General features: G+C 44.4%; 22 protein-coding genes. 10 read left to right on the forward strand and 12 right to left on the reverse strand.

The annotated features are described in order from the left end of the window. Positions 1 to 170: 170 nt before the first annotated feature. Positions 171 to 818 (reverse strand): response regulator, encoded by a 648-nt coding sequence (locus ACFQRK_RS16370; RefSeq protein ID WP_379008649.1) that lies wholly within the window; start codon positions 816 to 818, stop codon positions 171 to 173. A gap of 732 nt (positions 819 to 1,550) precedes the next feature. On the opposite strand from ACFQRK_RS16370, the gene ACFQRK_RS16375 reads away from it, so the two are divergent. Beyond that, positions 1,551 to 1,694 (forward strand): winged helix-turn-helix transcriptional regulator, encoded by a 144-nt coding sequence (locus ACFQRK_RS16375; RefSeq protein ID WP_379008651.1) that lies wholly within the window; start codon positions 1,551 to 1,553, stop codon positions 1,692 to 1,694. A 400-nt stretch (positions 1,695 to 2,094) separates the two neighbouring features. On the opposite strand, the gene ACFQRK_RS16380 is transcribed toward ACFQRK_RS16375, so the two are convergent. Next, complete coding sequence (locus ACFQRK_RS16380) at positions 2,095 to 2,928, reverse strand: helix-turn-helix domain-containing protein (RefSeq protein WP_379008653.1); 834 nt, start codon at positions 2,926 to 2,928, stop codon at positions 2,095 to 2,097. 20 nt (positions 2,929 to 2,948) lie between these two features. Then, the gene (locus ACFQRK_RS16385; RefSeq protein ID WP_379008655.1) at positions 2,949 to 3,845 is read right to left on the reverse strand and encodes an SDR family NAD(P)-dependent oxidoreductase; all 897 of its coding nucleotides are present in this window, start codon (positions 3,843 to 3,845) and stop codon (positions 2,949 to 2,951) included. A 193-nt stretch (positions 3,846 to 4,038) separates the two neighbouring features. Between ACFQRK_RS16385 and ACFQRK_RS16390 the strand changes: the two genes are divergently transcribed. From ACFQRK_RS16390 to ACFQRK_RS16405, 4 genes are all read left to right on the forward strand, one after another. Further along, complete coding sequence (locus ACFQRK_RS16390; protein WP_379008657.1) at positions 4,039 to 4,818, forward strand: hypothetical protein; 780 nt, start codon at positions 4,039 to 4,041, stop codon at positions 4,816 to 4,818. Beyond that, complete coding sequence (locus ACFQRK_RS16395) at positions 4,754 to 5,215, forward strand: hypothetical protein (RefSeq protein WP_379008658.1); 462 nt, start codon at positions 4,754 to 4,756, stop codon at positions 5,213 to 5,215. The genes ACFQRK_RS16390 and ACFQRK_RS16395 overlap by 65 nt, the downstream gene beginning before the upstream one ends. 18 nt (positions 5,216 to 5,233) lie before the next feature. Beyond that, positions 5,234 to 5,551, forward strand: coding sequence for a hypothetical protein (locus tag ACFQRK_RS16400; RefSeq protein ID WP_379008660.1), 318 nt, complete (start codon positions 5,234 to 5,236; stop codon positions 5,549 to 5,551). Between the two features lie 184 nt (positions 5,552 to 5,735). Further along, positions 5,736 to 8,081, forward strand: a complete 2,346-nt coding sequence (locus ACFQRK_RS16405; protein WP_379008661.1) for an ABC transporter permease — start codon at positions 5,736 to 5,738, stop codon at positions 8,079 to 8,081. 25 nt (positions 8,082 to 8,106) lie between these two features. On the opposite strand, the gene ACFQRK_RS16410 is transcribed toward ACFQRK_RS16405, so the two are convergent. The 5 genes from ACFQRK_RS16410 to ACFQRK_RS16430 all read right to left on the reverse strand — a co-directional run bounded on the left by ACFQRK_RS16410 (position 8,107) and on the right by ACFQRK_RS16430 (position 11,556). After that, on the reverse strand, positions 8,107 to 8,682 hold the full coding sequence (locus tag ACFQRK_RS16410) for a dihydrofolate reductase family protein (RefSeq protein ID WP_379008663.1): 576 nt from the start codon (positions 8,680 to 8,682) through the stop codon (positions 8,107 to 8,109). Positions 8,683 to 8,817: 135 nt separating this feature from the next. Further along, complete coding sequence (locus ACFQRK_RS16415) at positions 8,818 to 9,462, reverse strand: DNA alkylation repair protein (RefSeq protein WP_379008665.1); 645 nt, start codon at positions 9,460 to 9,462, stop codon at positions 8,818 to 8,820. 108 nt (positions 9,463 to 9,570) lie between these two features. After that, positions 9,571 to 10,596, reverse strand: a complete 1,026-nt coding sequence (locus tag ACFQRK_RS16420) for an LLM class flavin-dependent oxidoreductase (protein ID WP_379008666.1) — start codon at positions 10,594 to 10,596, stop codon at positions 9,571 to 9,573. Next, positions 10,593 to 10,826, reverse strand: coding sequence for a (4Fe-4S)-binding protein (locus ACFQRK_RS16425; protein ID WP_379008668.1), 234 nt, complete (start codon positions 10,824 to 10,826; stop codon positions 10,593 to 10,595). The genes ACFQRK_RS16420 and ACFQRK_RS16425 overlap by 4 nt, the downstream gene beginning before the upstream one ends. Positions 10,827 to 10,971: 145 nt before the next feature. Further along, on the reverse strand, positions 10,972 to 11,556 hold the full coding sequence (locus ACFQRK_RS16430; protein WP_379008669.1) for a Crp/Fnr family transcriptional regulator: 585 nt from the start codon (positions 11,554 to 11,556) through the stop codon (positions 10,972 to 10,974). 133 nt (positions 11,557 to 11,689) lie between these two features. Here ACFQRK_RS16430 and ACFQRK_RS16435 point away from each other — a divergent pair, with 133 nt between their 5' ends. Beyond that, entirely contained in the window at positions 11,690 to 11,947 is a 258-nt protein-coding gene (locus ACFQRK_RS16435) for a macro domain-containing protein (protein WP_379008671.1), read from the forward strand. 159 nt (positions 11,948 to 12,106) lie between these two features. Continuing rightward, positions 12,107 to 12,571: a DinB family protein gene (locus tag ACFQRK_RS16440; protein ID WP_379008673.1), complete on the forward strand. Its 465-nt coding sequence runs from the start codon at positions 12,107 to 12,109 to the stop codon at positions 12,569 to 12,571. Positions 12,572 to 12,638: 67 nt separating this feature from the next. On the opposite strand, the gene ACFQRK_RS16445 is transcribed toward ACFQRK_RS16440, so the two are convergent. Then, the gene (locus ACFQRK_RS16445) at positions 12,639 to 13,088 is read right to left on the reverse strand and encodes a GyrI-like domain-containing protein (RefSeq protein WP_379008675.1); all 450 of its coding nucleotides are present in this window, start codon (positions 13,086 to 13,088) and stop codon (positions 12,639 to 12,641) included. Between the two features lie 302 nt (positions 13,089 to 13,390). Here ACFQRK_RS16445 and ACFQRK_RS16450 point away from each other — a divergent pair, with 302 nt between their 5' ends. Then, positions 13,391 to 13,711: an ArsR/SmtB family transcription factor gene (locus ACFQRK_RS16450; protein ID WP_379008676.1), complete on the forward strand. Its 321-nt coding sequence runs from the start codon at positions 13,391 to 13,393 to the stop codon at positions 13,709 to 13,711. 74 nt (positions 13,712 to 13,785) lie between these two features. Continuing rightward, complete coding sequence (locus ACFQRK_RS16455) at positions 13,786 to 14,289, forward strand: SRPBCC domain-containing protein (RefSeq protein ID WP_379008678.1); 504 nt, start codon at positions 13,786 to 13,788, stop codon at positions 14,287 to 14,289. Between the two features lie 277 nt (positions 14,290 to 14,566). Here the strand turns inward: ACFQRK_RS16455 and ACFQRK_RS16460 are convergent, their stop codons facing one another. The 3 genes from ACFQRK_RS16460 to ACFQRK_RS16470 form a co-directional block, all read right to left on the reverse strand. Further along, positions 14,567 to 16,276 carry a thiol-activated cytolysin family protein gene (locus ACFQRK_RS16460; protein ID WP_379008680.1) on the reverse strand — a complete coding sequence of 570 codons (1,710 nt, stop codon included), beginning with the start codon at positions 16,274 to 16,276 and terminating at the stop codon, positions 14,567 to 14,569. Between the two features lie 80 nt (positions 16,277 to 16,356). Continuing rightward, entirely contained in the window at positions 16,357 to 17,184 is an 828-nt protein-coding gene (locus ACFQRK_RS16465) for a helix-turn-helix domain-containing protein (RefSeq protein WP_379008681.1), read from the reverse strand. Between the two features lie 260 nt (positions 17,185 to 17,444). After that, positions 17,445 to 18,146 (reverse strand): porin family protein, encoded by a 702-nt coding sequence (locus tag ACFQRK_RS16470; protein ID WP_379008683.1) that lies wholly within the window; start codon positions 18,144 to 18,146, stop codon positions 17,445 to 17,447. 428 nt (positions 18,147 to 18,574) lie between these two features. On the opposite strand from ACFQRK_RS16470, the gene ACFQRK_RS16475 reads away from it, so the two are divergent. Further along, positions 18,575 to 20,479: an AAA domain-containing protein gene (locus ACFQRK_RS16475; RefSeq protein WP_379008684.1), complete on the forward strand. Its 1,905-nt coding sequence runs from the start codon at positions 18,575 to 18,577 to the stop codon at positions 20,477 to 20,479. Positions 20,480 to 20,585 lie beyond the last annotated feature (106 nt).

The raw sequence follows: 20,585 nt of genomic DNA on the forward strand, positions 1-20,585 counted from the left end.
TCGGGTCAATTCTTAAAATTTAACTCACATTTATTTGAAAACCAGATTAATGACTAACAATATAAAAAAAATTTGTATCTAACAACAACAAATTTGTTACAATATACAAAGACAGTCCAAAACTGATATATGGGAAGGTACCATGCCCATATTTTGTCGGCTTGCCCCATTTAAAATACAGCATAAAGCTTCAATTTCTCAGCCAGTTCGACTGTGCTTCTTACACCAAGCTTTTCAAATGTGCGAACTTTGTACGTACTTATGGTTCCCATTTTTAAGTTCAACATCACCGAAATCTCGAGAACCCCCTTACCCTGTGAAAGATGATGGGCAACCTCCATTTCGCGGGCAGACAACAGATACAGCGGATTCGTGCTTTGTTCACGATTCGCTAAAAAGGAGTTAAGCATATAATCTTTCATCTGCTTGCATACATACCTTCGCCCATCCATCACTGTCTGTATGGCAAGTATGACTTCCGGTTCGTCTGAATTTTTATTTAAATAACCGTTCGCCCCTGCCTGCATGTATCGGAGTGCAAATATCTTTCCGTCATCAGACGAAAACATTAGGATTTTAATTTTGGTTGTGGACTGTATTTTTAACATATCAAGCATCGTAACTCTATTGCATCCTGGCATATTAATGTCGAGAATAAGCAAGTCCACTGGTTTCTTTAGATAAAGCAAGGCCTGGTCAAACGTCTTCGCTTCCAAAATATTGACATGCCCCCAATTTTCGCGGATGATATCAATCAAGCCTCTCCTCATGATACCATAATTATCAGCAATAATAACAGTGTTTAATTTAGACATCATAGTTAGCTGTGTATAAGAAAATCGATTAATCGCGTTAGATTTTAAATGGTCGTTTAACTTTGCCCAAACGTTTAGGAGCTATTGCTTTCTACCTCTAGCTCCACCGTTAATATTATTTTAAGAACCTTTCAACTTTGTCCTTCCGTACATACAGTCCGCTACCTTTTGACTAGGAAATAAAATACGATGACCGTCTTTATGTTACTCTCCTTGGTTGCCTCTGGAAAACCGCTTTCTGTCATATTGATGAACGGACTTTGTCAAACTTTCGGAAAAAAGCGTTGCATAAATTCCGCTTAGAACGTTTATATAAGCCTCCCATCGAATAATAACCGGTTTCATGGTGTTGATCGTAACAGAAAGATCTCGACACGCAAGTATTTTTTTTTTCATAGCAAGTTAACTAGTTGTTCTAGGATCAATAAATACTGGCAGGAATAGCAGATAACTCATATAGATAGTAGATGTTTTTTCGAAAACAAAAATAGCCCAATCGGCTGAGCATGGTCAATCGTGTTTTTTTTAGGTTCGAATAGAAATAGCACTGGTAAATTGATAGAAAATTTTCTAAATCATAAATGCTTTTCGCACCTCGTCCAACCATGAATCAATGTTGCCGCGGTCTCGAATTTTTGGATACTCTACCCATTGTGTGAATCAAATTGTATCGCCTGAACAATGCAACGATGCGATGCTTGCAATAAGGGACAATATTGAGATTTGGGGAGGGAAGTGGAAACTCATCGTGTAGTACACGACACTAAACCGGTAACCGTGGAATACATCGTTACCGAATACGGCAAGTCTTTTGTCCCCATGGCCGAACAGTTATTAAAATGGGGATTGCTTCACCGTAAAATTATCAAAGAAAAGTAGTGTACGACTTCTCCAACGCCGTAGATACGTTTGGCATCAATGTTTGTTTGCCGAACTCCAATTGTCTGCTTTTAAAATCTATCAAAACAAAGCCCCGAAACGGGGAGAATCGGGGCTTTCAAACTAACCAATTATAAACCTAAATTATGAAAAGACAAATTTACTAACTGCATATATAACGCATGAAAGCCCTGGATTGTTACAGCCGAATTGTTAAGATATGTTAAAAAGACAATCGGATGATAAGGACTTGTTTCGGTATACTATACTCCTAACATAGGCTTTGAGGTGTTGAACGGTTCGTCTCCGTCGGCCGGAGGTCCCCAGTATCGCTCGTTTACTCGGATTGTTTTGAACATTGGTCCGCCACCTATCAACAGGCGGGCTTTATTTCCCCTGCTTACGTTTGACGTGTAATAGCGCACCTGTTATACTTCCTTGGGGGCACTCCGAACCGACGTTTAAATGCATTCGAAAAGTGATGCAGGCTTTCAAAGCCCAGGTTCATGTAGATCTCGGAAGGCTTCTTCCCCGGTTGTTCAAGTTGACGGCGGGCTTCCTCCAAACGCTTTTCCTGCAGCCACTGCCTCGGGGGCACGCCGAACGCTTTATGAAAGTCGCGTTTAAAGCTGGCAAGGCTTCTCCCTGTCAGCCGTGCGAATTTCTCCAGTGGAACATTAAATTGAAAATGCTGCCACATGAAGCTTTCCAGATCAATTTTATACGGTTCGGAAAAATCAAACAGAAAGTGCTTCAGTTCCGGCAGCGTATCCAGTAGGAGCTCCACGGCCTCTCGGATTTTCAGCCTACCTAACCGGCACGCGGCGGGTGCTTTCGGGTTATTGGCGTAGGGTATGAGCGATTTGAAGAAGCCTCTCAGGAAATCATTCTGGGGTATAAATATATTGGGTGCCCCCTTGTATTTATGCGTGGCTTCCACCTGATGCTTCAGCGCATATTTTCTCAACGTATCGCCGTTCAGCACGAACAGTATCGTTTGGTACGCGCCGTCTTCACCTGGTATTTTGGTGGCTTTGGCCAACTGATTTTTCCGAATGAGCAGCATGTCTCCGGCCTGGGTTAGCATTTTCTCACCGGAGGTTTCAAGCATCAACTGTCCGGAAATCTGCAGTACCAGCAGGCTTTCGGGGATGAGACCGTCTCGTATTCGCTCTTTTTCTGTATTGAACGAATAGACCATGCGGCCCGGCACTATTTCAGCAGAATACTTCATCAGGATAAAGATACGCGATATTATTTTTCGGACAACCCGGCCATCTTGGCACTCGCTCGCCATAGCAAATCCCTTACCTCGTCGCGCTGGGCGAGCTGGGAAGGGTTGGGAAATGTAACCTTTCCTCTAACCAATGAAGCATACACCCGCCCCTCAGGCAACCGGATTTTTCCAGACGCTAGGTCTGCTAATATACTACCGGCGCATTCCGGCGTACCGACAAAAAACGGAGGTTTGAACAGGCTCACCACGCGGGACAGCGGGCGGAGCACCAAGGGCAGCAATATTCGCATGAACCGGGATGGCTTGCCGGTCAGCGAGGTGCCTCCGGTTAGACCGGGGTTGTATGCGATAACGCTAATATCTCTCCCTTCGCGCTTGCTGACTGCCGCAAAAGAACTGGCTGTCAACAAGTTGCATAGCTTGGATGCGGCATACGCACGCATACCCCACTCCTTCTTTTGAGGATTGGCGAGCCTGTGTGGGTCTAGCGTCTTGGGCGCGAACGGAATGAGTGCAGGGTCATGCGTGTCGCTGGTGGTGAAGACGATGACGCCACTAGCGGTCATGTGGGGCCAGAGCAATCTTGCAAGCAGGTAATGTGACAGGTGATTGACGGCAAACATCAATTCAAAACCGTCTGCACTCTGCTGTTGGTTGTCTTTTGCTTGTACCGCTGCGTTGAGCACCAGCACGTCAATCGTGGTGTCTCCGAGCTGCTTTTTCACGCTGGCCGCAAAGGATCGGACGCTTTCCAGCGACGTGAGGTCCAACGGAAAGACTTCTGTCCCTTCCGGTACAATGCGTCCGCGTCCGCGCGCACCGACGATAATTCTTGTACCGGGCTGTTGCGCAAGCCACTGAACGGCCTCCTTGCCAATACCGGATGTTGCGCCTGTCATAACAATTGTTTTCATGATACAAAGATGTGGCAAAAAGCAATCGGCAATTTGCCTGTATGGCTCGATCTGTTTGCCTGCATGGCTCTTTTTTCTTAGCCGAAATCGCACCTTTCGACTTTCAGAAACACGATTTCAATTGATTTAAAAATCTGAACCTATTTTGATCGCTGTGATTCTCAGTTAGCCGGCAGGGAGATCGATGCATGTTATGGAATTCAGGAATAATTCGCATCCAACTAGCAAGACAGAAGCATTGTACATACGCCATGACATCAAAAGCTACAACATCATCCGCACAAGACCTTGTGGTATTATCCATCCGGATCCTACTGGCCTTAATCTTCCTTTCGTATGGCACCTCCAAGTTACTTGGCAGCCAATTCGGAATCTGACGGTGCAAGAGTTGGCCACGCCCATCCAGGAACTCAGTCTATTCAAAATCGCGTGGTACCTGTTCGATCACCAGCCCTTCAAAATCTTTATCGGTATTTCCCAGATTGTCGCTTCGCTACTGCTGCTCTTTAATCGTACGATGGTCATCGGTGCGTTGATGCTTGTCCCGATCGTCGCCAACATCTTGATCATCGACCTGACGATCATGCCCTACGCATTCAAACTGGCCTTTTTTTTCGGCTCATGGCATACATCTGCTAGGTCGGATTGCTATTGTGGCATTACCGACAGCACCTCGGGCCAGCATGGCGACAAATCACCGCAATACGCGCCGTACGCTTTCCCCCGCAAAAAAAGATTGCCTACTTACTGGTGCTGGTGCTTGTCCCTGCATTGGAAGTCATTCCCGGGTTGCTTAAAATGGCTTATTTTGCCATTGTGCATCCGGCATCGTTCACTGCGGGGGTCCGCTCGCTTTTCGGCGGATGATCCGGGCGGCGGTTATCGGCGGTTTATCATTCATGCTAGGCATGATCACCGCCTCATTTCCCGGTTACGCCACCGAACAGACTCCGGATCGTTTGGTGATTGGTGAGGACACGTTGCTCCTGCATGCATTGCCACTCGAACAATGGAAAGCACGAAACCATTGGCAAAAACCATTTTTCCCTGATTCCGTTCTGGAAATAAACACCGCGTGCTGGCGCGGATACATTGCGTATTGGGAGGTGATAGACAACCGGCTGTACCTGACCAATATTTACAACTGCAACCGGGGCGCTAAGACAGACTTGAATACGTTATTTCCGGGAAAAGTGCAGGATGATCGCATGTATGCCGATTGGTTTTCAGATACGGTGACCGCCTATAGCGGTGAATTGATCTTTTACGAACATTCGGGGTTTTCCGCGATCTACGAGCATGAGTGGGAATTCGTATTTGTCGAAGGGCGCAAGGTAGACGAGAAATATTTTGACAATTCTTTGTCCTAGAATACCCCAGCAGGGACTATGTGGGATGGTCGTAATCTGATTTCCGCGATTGACTCGCTCATCAACTGGTCGGCTCTCCCGCCCATCAAGAAAGATATGAAAGTGGTGCTATGGGTAGAAACGGACGAACAGGGACGGCCGGATTCGATCCATTTTGAACAATCGGAATCCGAACCATTTAATCGGGAAGCGGTACGGGTATTGAGTTTGGTAACGCATCACCTACCGGTTATCTATAAACGCGGCCAGTTCCTCCCGAAAACCCTCGTCCTGTTTTTCGTATTCACCCCTGAGAAACAGCGAAGATTCCAGAATGTTGCGGGACTTAAGATGTAATTTCCCGAATGGCGGCATCAGATAAAGATCTTATGAGTGCGCATTTGTCATGTTCAAAAACGGACAACAGTTGTTCGTATTCGAACACTGCTTTAAAGTAAAACAGGCCTTGAACAGCCTTATTGACCCGTTTGTATAATTGGTTTATTATTTGAGCCTTGTTTATCTATCTAATTAACAGGATATGTTCAAGCATTATTTTCGCATGGCGATACGATCGATAGCCCGCTATAAATCTTACGCAGCAATTAATATTTTCGGCTTAGCCTTGGGACTCGCCTCCTGCATATTAATCTTTCTCATTGTTAGGAACGAACTTAGTTACGATCGTTATCATAAACACGCACATAAAACGTATCGGGTTACATCGCTTGGGTTAGATTATAATCCCAGTGTTTCATTTGCCGTTGCTCCGGCGCTTAGAAATGATTTTCCGGAATTGGAACATGTTTCACAATATTATTATTGGCAGGAAAGCATGATCGAAATAAATCACGAGCGTTACATACTAAAAGACATCGGAGCGGCAGATAACGAATTTGCAAAGATATTTGATTTAGAGTGGTTGGCGGGCGATCCTAACTCCGCATTGGAGGCCCCGAATATGATTGTGCTTACCGAAAGTACGGCAAAACAGTATTTCGGAGACCAGGATCCCATGGGACAGACCATCCGTATGGATAATGATTGGGAGCTGAAAGTAACCGGCCTTATCAAGGATCTTCCCAGCAATACCCATCTAACCTGTAAATCGTTAGTCTCCTGGGCGACATTCCACGATCAAACAACAAATTATTGGTCGATACAGGGCGGTTACCTCTACGTCACCCTGCCTGATAATATATCTGCACGCAACATTGAGCAAAAGTTTCCTTCGTTTATTAAAAAGCATTGGGGTGATGCGGTTGAAAAAGAAGGCAAACTACTATTGCAGCCGCTAACCGAAATTCACTACGACCAACGATACCTCAACCAAACCAGTATGCCCCGCTCAAAAAAGAGCATCTACGGTTTGGCGGTCGTTGGCTTGTTTATCTTGGTGATAGCCTGTATAAATTTTGTGAACATGGCTACCGCATTTGCAATCAAGCGCTCTAAAGATGTCAGTATCCGAAAAGTGATCGGGGCCAAGTCGATTCAAATTATTAACAGTGCGCTTTCGGAAATAGCCTTGCAGGTAATCATTGCGTTGGTCTTGGCACTGGGCGGTCTGCTCTTATTTATTCCCTATACAGAACTATTCTTTGGCACGCGCATTTCCCCTACCCAGCTGCTACAGGTTGATGTATTGATAGGTCTTCTTGTTATTTCGCTATTTGCGATCTTGATATCGGGGCTGTATCCCGCAATGATACAGGCGCGCTTCAACCAAATACGAATTTTAAAGTCGTCGTTTTCAACGGCTGCCAAAGGAAACACGGCCTTAAAAAAAGGATTGATCGGCATTCAGTTCGTGGTAACTCAATTACTTATTATAAGTACTTTTATTGTTGCCAACCAGATGGATTTCTTCCTTAACCGGGACCTCGGTTTTGATAAAGAATCGATTATAACATTTAATATAGGAAAAAATCCCGAGGGGCTACGCCAGCTGCTTTCAACGCAACCGGGGGTTAAAGACTTCAGCTTTGCTTCGGTTGCACCGGCTTATAACATCAACTATATGCCATTTTCTGCCCCCCATCTGGGCATGAACGAAGTGGATGTAACGGAAGCCAAAGTAGTGGATGAAAATTATCTACCGATGTTTAAAATTAAGATGTTGGCTGGTTTGCCCATCGCCAAGAGCGCAATTTCAGACAGCACCTTAAAAATCGTTGTGAATAAAACGTTTATAGCGCGTTTGGGCATAGGCAATCCGGCAGATGCCCTAGGAGAACAAGTGACGGTAGGTAACCGCAGGGCGGAAATTCAGGGTGTAGTGGCCGACTTCCAAAGTGAATCCAAGCATAAAAAAATCAGGGCCTGCTTTCTGCATTACAATCCGGAGAGATTTCATCAGGCAAGCGTGAAACTTCAATCCAATAATATAAAACAGACCATCGCGTCCATTGGCAAGGAATGGTCAGCCCTCAATCCTGAATCGTTATTTAACTATGAATTTCTCGATAACAAGGTTGCCCGATTGTATGAACAGGAGCAAACACTTTATAATACGTTTAAGGTTTTTACAGCCGTCGCTATTATCATCAGTTGTGTAGGTCTACTTGGACTGGTATCGTTAATGGCGGTTCAGCGCGTCAAAGAAATCGGTGTACGTAAAGTTTTGGGTGCAACGGTACAAAATATTGTGATGCTATTCTTAAAGGATTTTGTCATATTGATCTTCGTAGCCTTTGCCATATCTGTACCCGTTGCCTGGTATTCAATGAATAGCTGGTTGCAGGAATTTGCCTATCAGATTAAAATTACTCCCCTACACTTTATGGTAGGATTGCTGGCCACCCTCATTATCGCGGGAACAACCGTTTTCGTCCGTAGTTTCATCGCGGCTAGCAGCAACCCCATCAAGGCAATAAAAGAGGATTAATGCCGCGGTGCACGAGGTACGTAATTTATCCTTCATGTTCTGATCGGGTAGCGCTTTTTGTTGGCTCGTAATAAAGCACTATGGCGCCGGAGCCAAACACTTTGGTCTCTATAAGCTTCAGAAACTTCATATCGCTTATGTTTTTAAATAATGGCAAACCTTTTCCGGCGATAATAGGATGTATACAGAGTTGATATTGGTCAACTAAATTAAGTTCCGTAGCGGTTACAATTAAACTCGGGCTGCCTATCAAAATGTCTTTATCCGATTGTTGTTTAAGTGCCAAAACTTCCTCTTCGAAACTCCGCGTTGCGATTCTTGCACTTTCCCAATCCACTTTTTTTAGCGTCCGGGAAAAAACAATTTTGGGAATACTGTCCATAATCACGGCGAATTCGTCAATTGCATGGTTACCGGTGGGATTTTTAACGATGGGTGGCCAATATTCCATCAGCTGGTAGGTTATCCTTCCGTATAGAACGGTGCCAGCACTGCTGAGCAGTTCACTGTAATGCCGATGCAATTCGTCATCTGCAATCCCGTACCTGTGGTCGCAAACCCCATCAAGCGTTATGTTAATTCCTGCAATTATTTTTCCCATGCTGTGTTGTTTTAATCGTCGTTTGTACAAAGATAACACCGCTACCTGGCAATTACGCTGGGAAAAGGAGACAAGCTATGGGGGCGGAAGAGACAGCGGTGAAGACTGTCTCCCACCGAAAGGGGTAACTCAATGCTATTTCCTCAACTTAGCAACTTGTATAGCGATTAACTCTGGCAAATAGTTGGGTGTACAATTTTTTGCCACTATTTCATCCTTGTAAAGGCCTGTTCGTTCTCCAAGAGCGATACATCTGGAACGAAATTCTTCCTGGAAAATCCCAATTTGAGCTGCAGTAAAATTCATCGCCCATTGAACTTCGGGTTTCTCCGATGCGATTCGCTTTTCAATTAGCGAAAGTAGGTAATCACTATTGGCAGGAGGAGTCTGCCCTACCCAACGTAGTCGAGCTTGATAATACCAAAAAATCCGTCTTTGCAATGACGAAGAACTATCTACCCAGGATTCCATCAACGCAACAGTCTTCTTATCTTTAACGAGTTGGTTGGCCATAAGCCAATCGATCAGTTGGGTTTGTTCCTCCGGCACATGCTGCTGAATATCCCTATCCAAATTATCGATAATTTCTTGCGAGAGGAGCTTTTTGTCCATAATCAGGATCGCCAACTGCCTCGCAAAATAAGCCCCCGTTGCCCAGAGTTCCATAGCTAATCGGTGGTCTTTTCCGATATCTTTGGCAAGGTTCCGCAAATCGCCGAGCTTGGTGCCTTTATTGTTAATTTGGTTGAAAATATGTTGCGCTGGAGAGGAAAGACCCATAGTCGTGTCGTGCTGTGTTTTTGTAAAGCAGTGATTTGTAACCTGCTTTCAAATTTAAGATTTCTTCAAACTATTAACAAGATTGCTCCGTGTGATTATGGGACGCCATCAGCCATTCCTCCGGATCAGCGGTATCACCTCAGACCCGATGAGCTCGATCGATTCCATCAGCTGCCGGTGCGTAAGGCTCGCAATATCCATTTGAAATGTAAAACGATCGACACCTCCGAGGGCCTTGCTATGCCTTAATAGCTTTTCTGCGACCGTTTCCGGACAGCCAATAACCAGGGCGCCTTTCGGTGCGGCCATCGCATCAAACTGCGCTTTGGTAACTGGTGGCCAACCGCGCTCTCCTCCTATTTTGGTCCAAGACGCCACAAAACCGGGATAATAATCTGCGGCAGCGGATCGATTGGTCGCACCGACATAACCAGGAGAATGAAGACCTACCTTTAGTTGATCCGGTCCAAAGCCGGCCTCTTCCCCGGATCTTCTATAAAGGTCGATCAGCGGCCGAAAGCGCCCCGTGTCGCCCCCGATGACCGCCACCATTAGCGGAAGCCCCAGCATACCGGCGCGCACAAAGGATTCAGGTGTCCCGCCCACACCAACCCAGACAGGTAACTTTTCCTGCAAAGGGCGCGGGTATACCGGCTGGTTTTTTAATTCTGGTCTGAACCGGCCTGACCAAGTCACAAATTCCTCGTCCCGAATCTGCACCAGCAACTTTAGTTTTTCCTTAAACAAGGCGTCATAATCATTCAGGTTATATCCAAACAAGGGAAACGCCTCCGTCGCTGAACCCCGGCCGGCCACAATTTCAGCACGTCCTTTGGAAATGATATCAAGTGTCGCAAATTGTTGAAACACCCGCACAGGGTCCGAAGTGCTTAATACAGTAACCGCACTCATGAGCCGGATCGTTTTGGTACGGGCAGCTGCAGCCGCCAATATCACTGCAGGAACCGAGTCCAGAAACTCCTTTTTGTGGTGCTCGCCGATGCCAAAAACATCCAGTCCGGCTTCATCTGCCCTAACTATTCTATCCAGCAGCTGCTCCATGGCCATTTCGCTGCTCAGCTCATTGCTGCCGTACATTGCTGAAGCGAAACTGTCTATGCCTATTTCCATCATTCGATCACTCCGTTATTTTGGTTATCCTTCATAATACTCAGTGCCCCGGACGGACATTTGGCGACCTGATCAATCAATTCCTGCGTGGTCGCATTCTCTATGCGTATCCAGGGGCGGGCCTTGGGATCGTAAACATCCGGCAATGTTCTTACACAAACTCCTGAATGAATACAGGCTTTCGGTTTCCATAGGATGGTGATCTCCCCGTTTTTATATGTTATTGTTTCCATGACTTACTCCTTTCAAAATAGTTCGGAGACTTAAAAAAAGTCTTTTGCTTTAAACTGAAAACACAAAGGTCAGCAACCGCATACAAAGAAAAAGATGATATAGGTCGAAAAAAACAGTAGACAAAAGTCTATTTTGTTAACGATGTTATTTTTGTAAGAGTCGACGTTTAATGCGGCTTAACGTGTCCTTTGTGATACCAAGGTACGACGCAATGATATGCTGTGGAAAACGTTCTGCTAGCTCGGGATAACAAGCGATAAAATCCGTATAACGTTTTTCCGCCGTTGCACTTATAGATGAAGTTAGCCGGCGTTGATTGGCAATGTTATTTCTCTCGTCGAGCTGACGTGTCATTTCACAGAATGCGGGCACCCTCCTAATGAGTTCCAAGGCATTAGCCCTGTTGATTAAAAGCATTTCGGTGTTTTCCAAGGCGTCGATGTGATACTGGCTTGGAGAAAGCATAACCCAGCTTTCACGATCTCCCATCCACCAGCCCTCAACACCTAACCTCACGGTATGTTCGACGCCCCTGTCGTCCACGGAATATTGACGCATTGCTCCCTTTACTATAAACGCAAAATTCTTGGATTGGTCTCCTGCTTGCAAAAAATACTGCCTTTTTCTTAACTTAGCGGGTGTGAAGGCTCGTCTGATTAACTCATCTTCGTCTTCTGAAATGGATTCGGAACTAAATTTATTCAGATAGTTAAAAAAGGCCTCGTACATACGAATAGTTTAATGCGCCTGGCGTCGTCTTACTAAGTTATAACCATTAAACGTATTCCCTTATTTGATACAAATATACTATTAATCCCGACGTGTTAAAAAGGTACGTCATTAAAAGCAACCGATTATCCTCATGAAAAGGATATCGCTAAGAGATGATACCACACAACTTTGGATAGACGCTGTTGTAAACGTAGCAAATACCTCGTTGCTGGGCGGTGGTAGTGTGGGCGGAGCGATCCATCGAGCTCGCGAGCCTGCGATTCTGAGGAATGCAAACGCATACGGGCGAAACAAGGCGGCTGTGACGTGGGAGAGCGGTGATGTACGGGGATTTACCGGTTCCCGAAGGAAGAGGCAGCAAAAAAGAAACCCGTTACCTGAAAGATAACGGGAATCCGCCCCAATGGGGTTAGGGGCTATCAACCTAAACCTGAGACGAAGATAGGGATTATTGGCTAATGCTCAAAATTGGAAATGTCACAAACATCGCCGGTTTAGCTGCATTGACCTTAAACTCAACGAGGTATTTAAGCAACAAGTATCAAGCATGTATATAAGAAAGCAGTACGCATACGTTCAGGAATCCCGAAAAATTCTTTTTGATTATTGTAGAACAATTTCAGTTGAGGATTTCCGTAGGGAATCACCTTCTTTTGGTCGCGGTGGAAGTATACGAAATTTGCTTGTACACATTGCTAACACCTATGAATTCTGGATTGCAAAAGCTGCTCTAAGCAGAGAGGTCGATTTTGCGGAATACGAGGCGCATAAAAGTATTCGGGATGTGGTCTCCCTATTCGATTATGTTGATCTGTTTATGGACGAATTTATGCATCGTATGAATGACGCGGAAGGTGAAATAGAATTTGAACTAAATGGTGCGAAAAGGTCTGAAGAACCTATCAAATTATTTAGTCATGTGATTACTCACGAGTACCACCATAAAGGTCAGATTTTATCACTAAGTAGGCATCTGGGATATACCCCTGTGGACACCGACATCATGAGGTAGGTGGAACTAAATGGATCAAGTCCAACGCTAGCGCTTCCCACCATTGAAGGCGTGGATCGTTACAGATCTAATCATTTACAGAAAGATAGATATCTATTTCAGCATTTTCCCAGTCGTAGCTTCTTTCATCGTAAACCTCAAAGTCAAATCCAAATTTCCGGTTGAGGTTTGAACGCCAGATTCTTCTCCAGGTGTCGGTAATACAGCCTGTCATCTGACCTTTGGCTGTTTCCTTATGGTATACTTGTTCGGGTATAAAAAGTTCGTCTAAATTGTCCGGGACTTTGGTATTGTCTGCTACCGGACAGCCGATGAAGTAGGAAAACAACCCGTTTTCATCACTTTCATAATCGTAATATACGGCATAAACAGCGTCCGATATTTTATTTGGAATCCGTTCGGAAATTTTGTCGACTTCAAATTTCTGCCACAATTCGCCGCAATCTTTCCCTGATTGCTCGTTTTCGTTTTTTGTTTTTCCGTTTAATTTTAGTCCGATGAGTTTAAATGCCTTCATTGTGTTTTTTTATGTTATGATTAGCGAAACTACAAAAAGCACAAGACAAACGCCGATAAAATAAAGCCCCGAAACGGGGAGAATCGGGGCTTTCAAACTAACCAATTATAAACCTAAATTATGAAAAGACAAATTTTACTAACTGACTATATAACGCATGAAAGCTTCGGATTGTTACAGCGGAATTGTTAAGATATGTTAAAAATACAATACGATGACTAAAAGAAATAAAAAATTTGCGAAACCGAAAAGTTGCATATATATTTGCAATCAATTGGTTTCTTAAACTCAGATGAACGGACATGAGACGAGATGTTTTTCAGGCGATTGCAGACCCGACGAGGCGGGGGATTATCACTTTAATCGCAATCCAGGCAATGACACCCAACGCCATCGCCGAACACTTTGATATGACCCGGCAAGCTGTATCCAAACATTTGCGTATTTTGACAGAATGTGAACTGATAAAACAGGAATACAAAGGCAGGGAAATCTATTATCAATTAAAAATTGACAAAATGAAAGAAATAGATCGTTGGTTAGATCAATTCCGCAAAATTTGGGAAACGAAATTTAATCAACTGGATAATTTATTGACAACCATCAAAAAACAGAATCCATGAGTACCAATCCCTTGTTTGACTTTTCCGTACATAGGGAGAATAAAGCTTATTGTTAACATTAAAAACTAAATAAAATGAACCCGACATTAGCATTTGACTTCATTGTCAACAAAGAAAACAAAACCATCCACATTACGCGTGAATTTGCAGCGAATCTTGAATTGGTTTGGAAGGCGTGGACAACATCTGAACTACTCGACCAATGGTGGGGACCGCAACCGTGGAGAGCCGAAACCAAGACGATGGATTTTCGTGAAGGTGGCTTTTGGCTCTACGCGATGGTAAGCCCGGAAGGCGAAAAGCACTGGAGCAAAGCCGACTTTCTTGCCATCAAGAAGGATAGTTCTTTTACAATGCACGGCGGTTTTTGCGATGAAAATGGCACGATAAATCCTGAGTTTCCACAAAATCTATGGAAGAACAGCTTTACCTCCAAAGGTGATAAAGTACAAGTGGACATTCTGCTAACGTATGATACGCTCGCTGACCTTGAAAAAGAAATAGCAATGGGATTCAAAGAAGGTATGACGGTGGATTTTCAGCAATTGGACGAATTGCTATCGGCCCTAAAAAAGTAAAATCATGGGATATAGCCAATAAAGCGACGGCTGACAAAATAAAGCCCCGAAGCGGGAGAATCGGGGCTTTCAAACTAACCAATTATAAACCTAAATTATGAAAAGACAAATCTAACAACTGGCTATATAACGCATGATCGCGCCGGATTATTACAGCGAATTTGCTAAGTTTTGTTAAAAAGACCATACGATGACTAAAAGCAAACTAAACTTCGTTCCCCTGAAGAAAGCAAAGCCTTGAGCATACGGAACATCATTCGTATACACGAAACATTATTTAGTCATACATCGGCACTATTTTAAAGCTGAAAAGGATTTCCGAAGCATCATGCCTGCAGGTCAAAGTATAAGGCGTATCGGGATCTATTTCGTTTATCAAGAGGCTTACGTCATCATCCAGAAAATTATCATTGGGTCCAGAATCATATTCCGTGATATCTGCACGGATACCGATTCGGACAATTTCCTTATTTTCCTTCATCGGAAAACGGATCGATTTATTCATTGGAATAATTGCGCGTTCTTTCAAAAAAAGCGGATTATCGGAGTTCCCCTTTATGAACGTCCAGAAATTGGATTGAAATCCGGTCGCCAAATTGGCGTGTTCGACGATGGACTTGTTCAATCGGTCTTCATCCATAACATCTTTATTGTTTTTGTCAAACGCTCTGATGCGTACTCTTGCCTGTACCTGTTCTCCATCACCGCCATCATCATTTACTACACATGTTATATATTCCCAGATTACCTTATACTTAGTGGGTGTGGGATGACATTTGCGGCTTTCGTAATTTACATACATCTTGGTACCCACGGCATGCATGTCTAACGTACAAAGCGAGTAAGAGATGGGGACTTCATCATTGGTGCCTTTTATATAGTCAGCAATTGTTTGTTTAATATCGCTAGGGTTGCGCTGCGTTAAGTTCAGCGCAATCAACGGGGAGCCTCCGATGGCAAGAACTTGCAGCGACACATTTTTTTTCTCGACTCTTTTCCTTACTGTTTCATTCAATTCAACAGCCGCCAACCAATAATCCGCATACTGCGCTAAATCCATATCCATGCCTTCATAACTCTCATCACTTTCAAAAATCAGATACAACATACGTCCGTAACCCACGGAGTCTACGAAGACCCAATTGGGGTCTATCGTGCTTCTATTCACTGCGTCATCTACGTCGGGATCTTCTTCTTTGATATAGAAAAAATCTTCCGGCTCAGCGACGGTGTTGCTGACACTTACCGTATAATACAGCTGCTTACATTCCAGATAAAATTTATGCGTTTTCTTCCTGGAGTCGAATTCAATATTATGGCTACCGCCGAATCCCAAAAAATGCCCACTACCGCTAAAGTTAGTCAACAAAGATGAATAAGAATGGAACTCTTTAATGCTGCCGTTGGTAAAAGCGATGTCGGGCATGTCTTTGCTACGGATAATTTTATTAATGGCTGCTCTCATTTCATGCTTGTAGGGGTTATCCACTTTAACGGTTGCATCTTCGAAATGATGGCTATCTACCAAAACGTATAATGGCTTTCTTGCATACGGAACCGTAGCCGCATTGCCGGATGCCAGCTCTTTCATGGTATACACACCGCCCAAAAATATCTTGGAGATCGCGTTATTGATCTCTACCACCTGGTTTGATGACCATATGCCGTTGGTACTATCAACATGGCATTTCCACCCCGGCGCGTTTTCGTTGCCGATTCTATTTATAGCTACTTCTGTGTAAGGCTTTAAGTCTCTGCCATAATTGAGGGTAACAGAATCTTTCTCCCTGAAATTGATTTTGTGCATGTGGAGCAAATTCAATTTTATTTTAGAAAAATTGAATGTTGGTTCCACGCGCTGTAAGCTTGATTTTACCTTCGCTATCTTTGTTTTTTTTGTATCTATGGTTTGGTTCTTGATTTCCAGCGTCTCTACCCTCTTCGTTTGCGAAGAGCGTTTGTCCTGTATCGCTATTTTTTTTGACATGATGGGTTGGTTTTAATTAGCGATAAAATTAACGTCCAACCGGCTTCAAAAGGGGTAAAAAAGCGACATTTTTAAAAAAATCATTCGTAATGCAACTTGCTTTGGATCAGCATAGAGGCATTTATAACTTCATGATGGAGGTCAATCAGGCTTTTGCCGGTGAAATATTTAAAGTCCTTTTTTAAATGTTGCCGATCGTAATAGTTATTTTTATAAGCCAGGTCCGTCCAGTTATTGTAGGCCCCTTTCTCTACCATTTGGTAAGCCTTAGAAAAGCGTATGATTTTGTAATAAAGCTTGGGATGCATGCCTATGCGCTGCTGACTGATTCGTTCAAATTGACGGATACATAACCCACTATCCGTAGCCAGTTGCCGCATCGTTAGCACCTCGGGTTGCGACCATAAATGATGCATCACACCATCGAAGGAGTGCTTTGCGCGGCATTTTGATAATTGATTTAAAAGGAACTGCTCTATGAGATGCAAAGCGGCGTCTGGAAATGCGGTTTTTTCCAAAACCTGATTCAACGTTTTTAATTCATCCCCGAAAATAAGTTCAGCGTCAAAACTTTGATCCAGCATCTGATCTTGGGGTATGCCCGTGAGCCGGTATAACGCACCGGGCAGCAATCCCACCCTCACGGATCGGTATCCCCCTTGGGAATGAATCAATACTGGATTGACTTGCGGGCCGACTACCACCGTTTGCGGTTGGGTGATAAATGTTTGTGTAGCGGATTCATAAATCGCAATCGATTGTTGAAAATGGAAACATATTCCGGATTGTGGAGTGGGTGGATGAAAGTAAAACAACGCCCGGTCCTTTGGAGATTCTTGTTGAATAAAAAGCAGGCAATGCACCAAATCCCTTAGGGCCGGAATGACGGGTAATTCTTTACAAAACATTGCCATTGAACTTTCAAGACTAAAATAAGAAATTACTGTGAATCAACAGCGTTTTCGATCTTGAAACGTTGCATTTCTTATAGTCTCCGACGTGCTTTTAACAGCAACCTCCAGCAATTCGTGGATGACTTCAAGTTTGAATTAACAAACGAAAACACCGGATTGAAGAATAGGCACCTGCCTAAGGTATCTCCGGCAGGGTCAGCCGCCGATAGCCGTGGCATGAATCGGGCGGAAACGTGAAATAATGTCTTATTTCGTTATAATTTGTATCCGATAGAAGCCTGGCCCGTGTTGTTTCTGTATGATAAACCGTGAGTGTTTTCTTGGGCGGCTATATTTCTCAACCCCTTTTCGTATCCGACACTTAAAATAAATCTACGATATTCAAAATCAATATTAGCCCCTAAACCTATATCCGTTCTCTTTAACGTAGTGCCGCGCAACCAATCCCGGCTTTCGTCATAAATGCCATTTCCAAATGTGTCCCACTGTATTTCTGTAATTCCGTCTGACCAAGAACCGCTATTTAATTTTTGTTTAGTTTTCCCTCCAATACCGTATCCCAAATAAGGTCCGATGCCAAACGTAATGTTGAAATCACTTGTGAGATTTAATTTGTATGCCCCATATAGGGGCAGCATTAAATACGATTCATTAAACGTATGCGTGTCGTCTGGCGGTGAGGGTATGTAGTGGCTACCGTTGAGAACGTGTACTTGCGACCCTTTCGTTGAGAAAAGCAAACCTGATTGAATAAGAAACCTTGGCGATAGCGGGTATTCAAACGTGCCGCCAATATGAAAACCAGTTTTTGAATCGGTACCCCTTGCATCGTTTACCGTTGCATATGACAAACTGAGGCCTGCTTTTATCCCAAAACGCGGCGACAAGGTTTGTGCTGATAAATTCAAAGTTACAAACAATAAAACTCCCACAAATAATAAGTCCTTTGGATTCATTTCTAATTTTTGTATCTGTAATTACGATAAGTTAAATACCCATTGCGATAAACTCATACATATGCGTAAGAATTTTGAGCAAGCAATAATACCGATATTTTGCTTTATCTGCGCCGGCATTGATACCGCCATTAAACAGACGTAGCATTGAAATCGGATTGATAGCAGCTCTTTTATAAATATAACCCTTATATTAAATTATTGACGACCACATAACGCGAATTTGCCTTATAAGGGGATCGTCAACCTTTTGCTCATAACAGGGTCATTTACGTAACTTAGAGACCTCAAAAACTGGCTACGCTCATGCGCTGCTTTTTTTCAGAAATAATTTGTCGTCGAATAGAATGCTTCAATTAAGGCGATGTTATACGACTGTTTCGTAAAAAAGACCGTATTTTGCGGGCGCTGTTATCGTAGATTCCCTTATGAAATATTTTAACGAGTTGGCAACGTGGCTGAATCAGGAACAAGCTTTCGATAAAGCACAGCATGAAGCATTACTACTACAGCGGTCCGTTCAGGAACGGATTACGCTTGGTATTACCTGGTTTCCCATTACGATCACGAATAGCGAGTTAGGCCGGGGTGATTACCTAACCATCACGGTAAACAAGACCAATCACCCAGAAGAAGGACACCAGTTTAGATACGGGATGCCTGTCTCCCTGTTTTCAAACCATAATCCGCAGCAGGACCGACTTCACGGGATCGTCGCATTTGCCGGCCGGGACACCATGCGGATTTCGTTCCGGGCAGACGAACTTCCTGCATGGACCCGTGGGGGCAGGCTCGGGATTGACCTGTTGTTCGATGAAAATTCGTACAAAGAAATGCATCGTGCATTGGACGAAGCGAATCTGGCGCTGATTGACAAAACGCAAGGCAACTTGGTAAAGAAGCTCTTGGGCGAAACCGATGTTCGGAAGTCCCTTCTCAGCCCGGCCTTTGAAAATGATAACCTGAACCCCAGCCAAAATAAGGCGATAGCCCATATATTGAGTGAAAATTTCTTATCCATCTTGCATGGGCCTCCCGGCACCGGTAAAACGACGACACTAATTTACGCCGTAGAAGCGCTCTTGAAACAGCGGCCGCAACAGGTCCTCATTGTCGCACCAAGCAATACGGCCGTAGATGTACTGACCGAACGCCTGGATGCAGTGGGCGTATCGGTGGTTCGCATCGGCAATCCGGTCAAGGTCTCGGATCACTTACAAAAGCTCACGTTGGATGCCCGGGTGGACAACCACGCCTCCTTTAAAACCATCAAATCCCTGGAGAAGCAAGCACGAGCATATATCGACATGGCGCATAAATACAAACGCAATTTCAGCAAGGCAGAGCGGGATCAACGGAAAGCGTTGTTTGACGAAGCCCGGAAAATCCGAAAAGAGATTGATCGGATGCTGGATTACATTGCTGAGGATGTATTTACCAAGGCCCAAGTGATTACGGCCACTTTAGTGGGTGCAAACCATTATACCGTTCGCGATAGGCAATACCAAACGGTTATTATCGACGAGGCCGCACAGGCGCTGGAACCTGCCTGTTGGATTCCCATCCTGAAAGCTGATCGCGTCGTTCTGGCGGGAGACCATTGCCAACTGCCCCCAACAGTCAAATCCAGCCATCAAACGACAGCGGGATTATACCATACCTTGTTCGAGAAATTGGTTGCACAGCACCCCACGCATGTATCGCTGCTGGATGTGCAGTACAGGATGAATGCCCAAATCATGAAATACCCGTCTCTGGCGTTCTACGCCGACCGGTTACGGGCAGCGCCTACCGTAGCGCAATGGACATTGCACAACGATGACAGCCCGATTATGTTCATTGACACTGCCGGTGCCGGATTTGAGGAAACCGTCATTGATTACGCCATTTCCAATCATGAAGAAGCGCACTTTTTATGCAACCACCTCGCTTCTTTTGTAACAACCTTAAACATGCCACTTGCGGACCCGGCTTTTCCAAGCATCGGCATCATTACGCCTTACCGGGCCCAGTCGCTTTACCTGCGTGAAATCATTGCGCTGGACGATCGGTTGAAACCCTTCATAAAAGGGCTGCAAGTGAACACCATTGACAGCTTCCAAGGCCAAGAAAAAGACGTAATCTATATCAGTTTGACAAGAAGCAACGCAAAACAGGAAATCGGCTTCTTGGCCGACACAAGGCGAATGAATGTCGCCATGACCCGAGCCAAGAAAAAGCTGATTGTGATTGGAGACAGTAGCACCATAGGACACCACGATTTTTACGGTGGGTTTCTGGATTACATAGACTCATTAAACAAGCATCGCAGTGTATGGGAATGGGCCGACTAAGGAAATGCTTCGCAACAATCGGATCAATGATGATTACTCCGCTAAGGCTGACTGCAAATGGGATATCTGAGTGAAAAATGGATGGGTTTCGGCTTCTAGTTTCAAT

Source organism: Parapedobacter sp. GCM10030251 (assembly GCF_042666505.1).
In the GTDB taxonomy this organism is placed as follows: domain Bacteria; phylum Bacteroidota; class Bacteroidia; order Sphingobacteriales; family Sphingobacteriaceae; genus Parapedobacter.

What these genes read in the sequence shown, in the direction of transcription:
- ACFQRK_RS16370 (WP_379008649.1), bottom strand. Translation starts at nt 818, where the DNA reads ATGATGTCTAAATTAAACACTGTTATTATTGCTGATAATTATGGTATC.
- ACFQRK_RS16380 (WP_379008653.1), bottom strand. Translation starts at nt 2,928, where the DNA reads ATGAAGTATTCTGCTGAAATAGTGCCGGGCCGCATGGTCTATTCGTTC.
- ACFQRK_RS16385 (WP_379008655.1), bottom strand. Translation starts at nt 3,845, where the DNA reads ATGAAAACAATTGTTATGACAGGCGCAACATCCGGTATTGGCAAGGAG.
- ACFQRK_RS16390 (WP_379008657.1), top strand. Translation starts at nt 4,039, where the DNA reads ATGGAATTCAGGAATAATTCGCATCCAACTAGCAAGACAGAAGCATTG.
- ACFQRK_RS16395 (WP_379008658.1), top strand. Translation starts at nt 4,754, where the DNA reads ATGATCACCGCCTCATTTCCCGGTTACGCCACCGAACAGACTCCGGAT.
- ACFQRK_RS16400 (WP_379008660.1), top strand. Translation starts at nt 5,234, where the DNA reads ATGTGGGATGGTCGTAATCTGATTTCCGCGATTGACTCGCTCATCAAC.
- ACFQRK_RS16405 (WP_379008661.1), top strand. Translation starts at nt 5,736, where the DNA reads ATGTTCAAGCATTATTTTCGCATGGCGATACGATCGATAGCCCGCTAT.
- ACFQRK_RS16410 (WP_379008663.1), bottom strand. Translation starts at nt 8,682, where the DNA reads ATGGGAAAAATAATTGCAGGAATTAACATAACGCTTGATGGGGTTTGC.
- ACFQRK_RS16415 (WP_379008665.1), bottom strand. Translation starts at nt 9,462, where the DNA reads ATGGGTCTTTCCTCTCCAGCGCAACATATTTTCAACCAAATTAACAAT.
- ACFQRK_RS16420 (WP_379008666.1), bottom strand. Translation starts at nt 10,596, where the DNA reads ATGATGGAAATAGGCATAGACAGTTTCGCTTCAGCAATGTACGGCAGC.
- ACFQRK_RS16425 (WP_379008668.1), bottom strand. Translation starts at nt 10,826, where the DNA reads ATGGAAACAATAACATATAAAAACGGGGAGATCACCATCCTATGGAAA.
- ACFQRK_RS16430 (WP_379008669.1), bottom strand. Translation starts at nt 11,556, where the DNA reads ATGTACGAGGCCTTTTTTAACTATCTGAATAAATTTAGTTCCGAATCC.
- ACFQRK_RS16435 (WP_379008671.1), top strand. Translation starts at nt 11,690, where the DNA reads ATGAAAAGGATATCGCTAAGAGATGATACCACACAACTTTGGATAGAC.
- ACFQRK_RS16440 (WP_379008673.1), top strand. Translation starts at nt 12,107, where the DNA reads ATGTATATAAGAAAGCAGTACGCATACGTTCAGGAATCCCGAAAAATT.
- ACFQRK_RS16445 (WP_379008675.1), bottom strand. Translation starts at nt 13,088, where the DNA reads ATGAAGGCATTTAAACTCATCGGACTAAAATTAAACGGAAAAACAAAA.
- ACFQRK_RS16450 (WP_379008676.1), top strand. Translation starts at nt 13,391, where the DNA reads ATGAGACGAGATGTTTTTCAGGCGATTGCAGACCCGACGAGGCGGGGG.
- ACFQRK_RS16455 (WP_379008678.1), top strand. Translation starts at nt 13,786, where the DNA reads ATGAACCCGACATTAGCATTTGACTTCATTGTCAACAAAGAAAACAAA.
- ACFQRK_RS16460 (WP_379008680.1), bottom strand. Translation starts at nt 16,276, where the DNA reads ATGTCAAAAAAAATAGCGATACAGGACAAACGCTCTTCGCAAACGAAG.
- ACFQRK_RS16465 (WP_379008681.1), bottom strand. Translation starts at nt 17,184, where the DNA reads ATGTTTTGTAAAGAATTACCCGTCATTCCGGCCCTAAGGGATTTGGTG.
- ACFQRK_RS16470 (WP_379008683.1), bottom strand. Translation starts at nt 18,146, where the DNA reads ATGAATCCAAAGGACTTATTATTTGTGGGAGTTTTATTGTTTGTAACT.
- ACFQRK_RS16475 (WP_379008684.1), top strand. Translation starts at nt 18,575, where the DNA reads ATGAAATATTTTAACGAGTTGGCAACGTGGCTGAATCAGGAACAAGCT.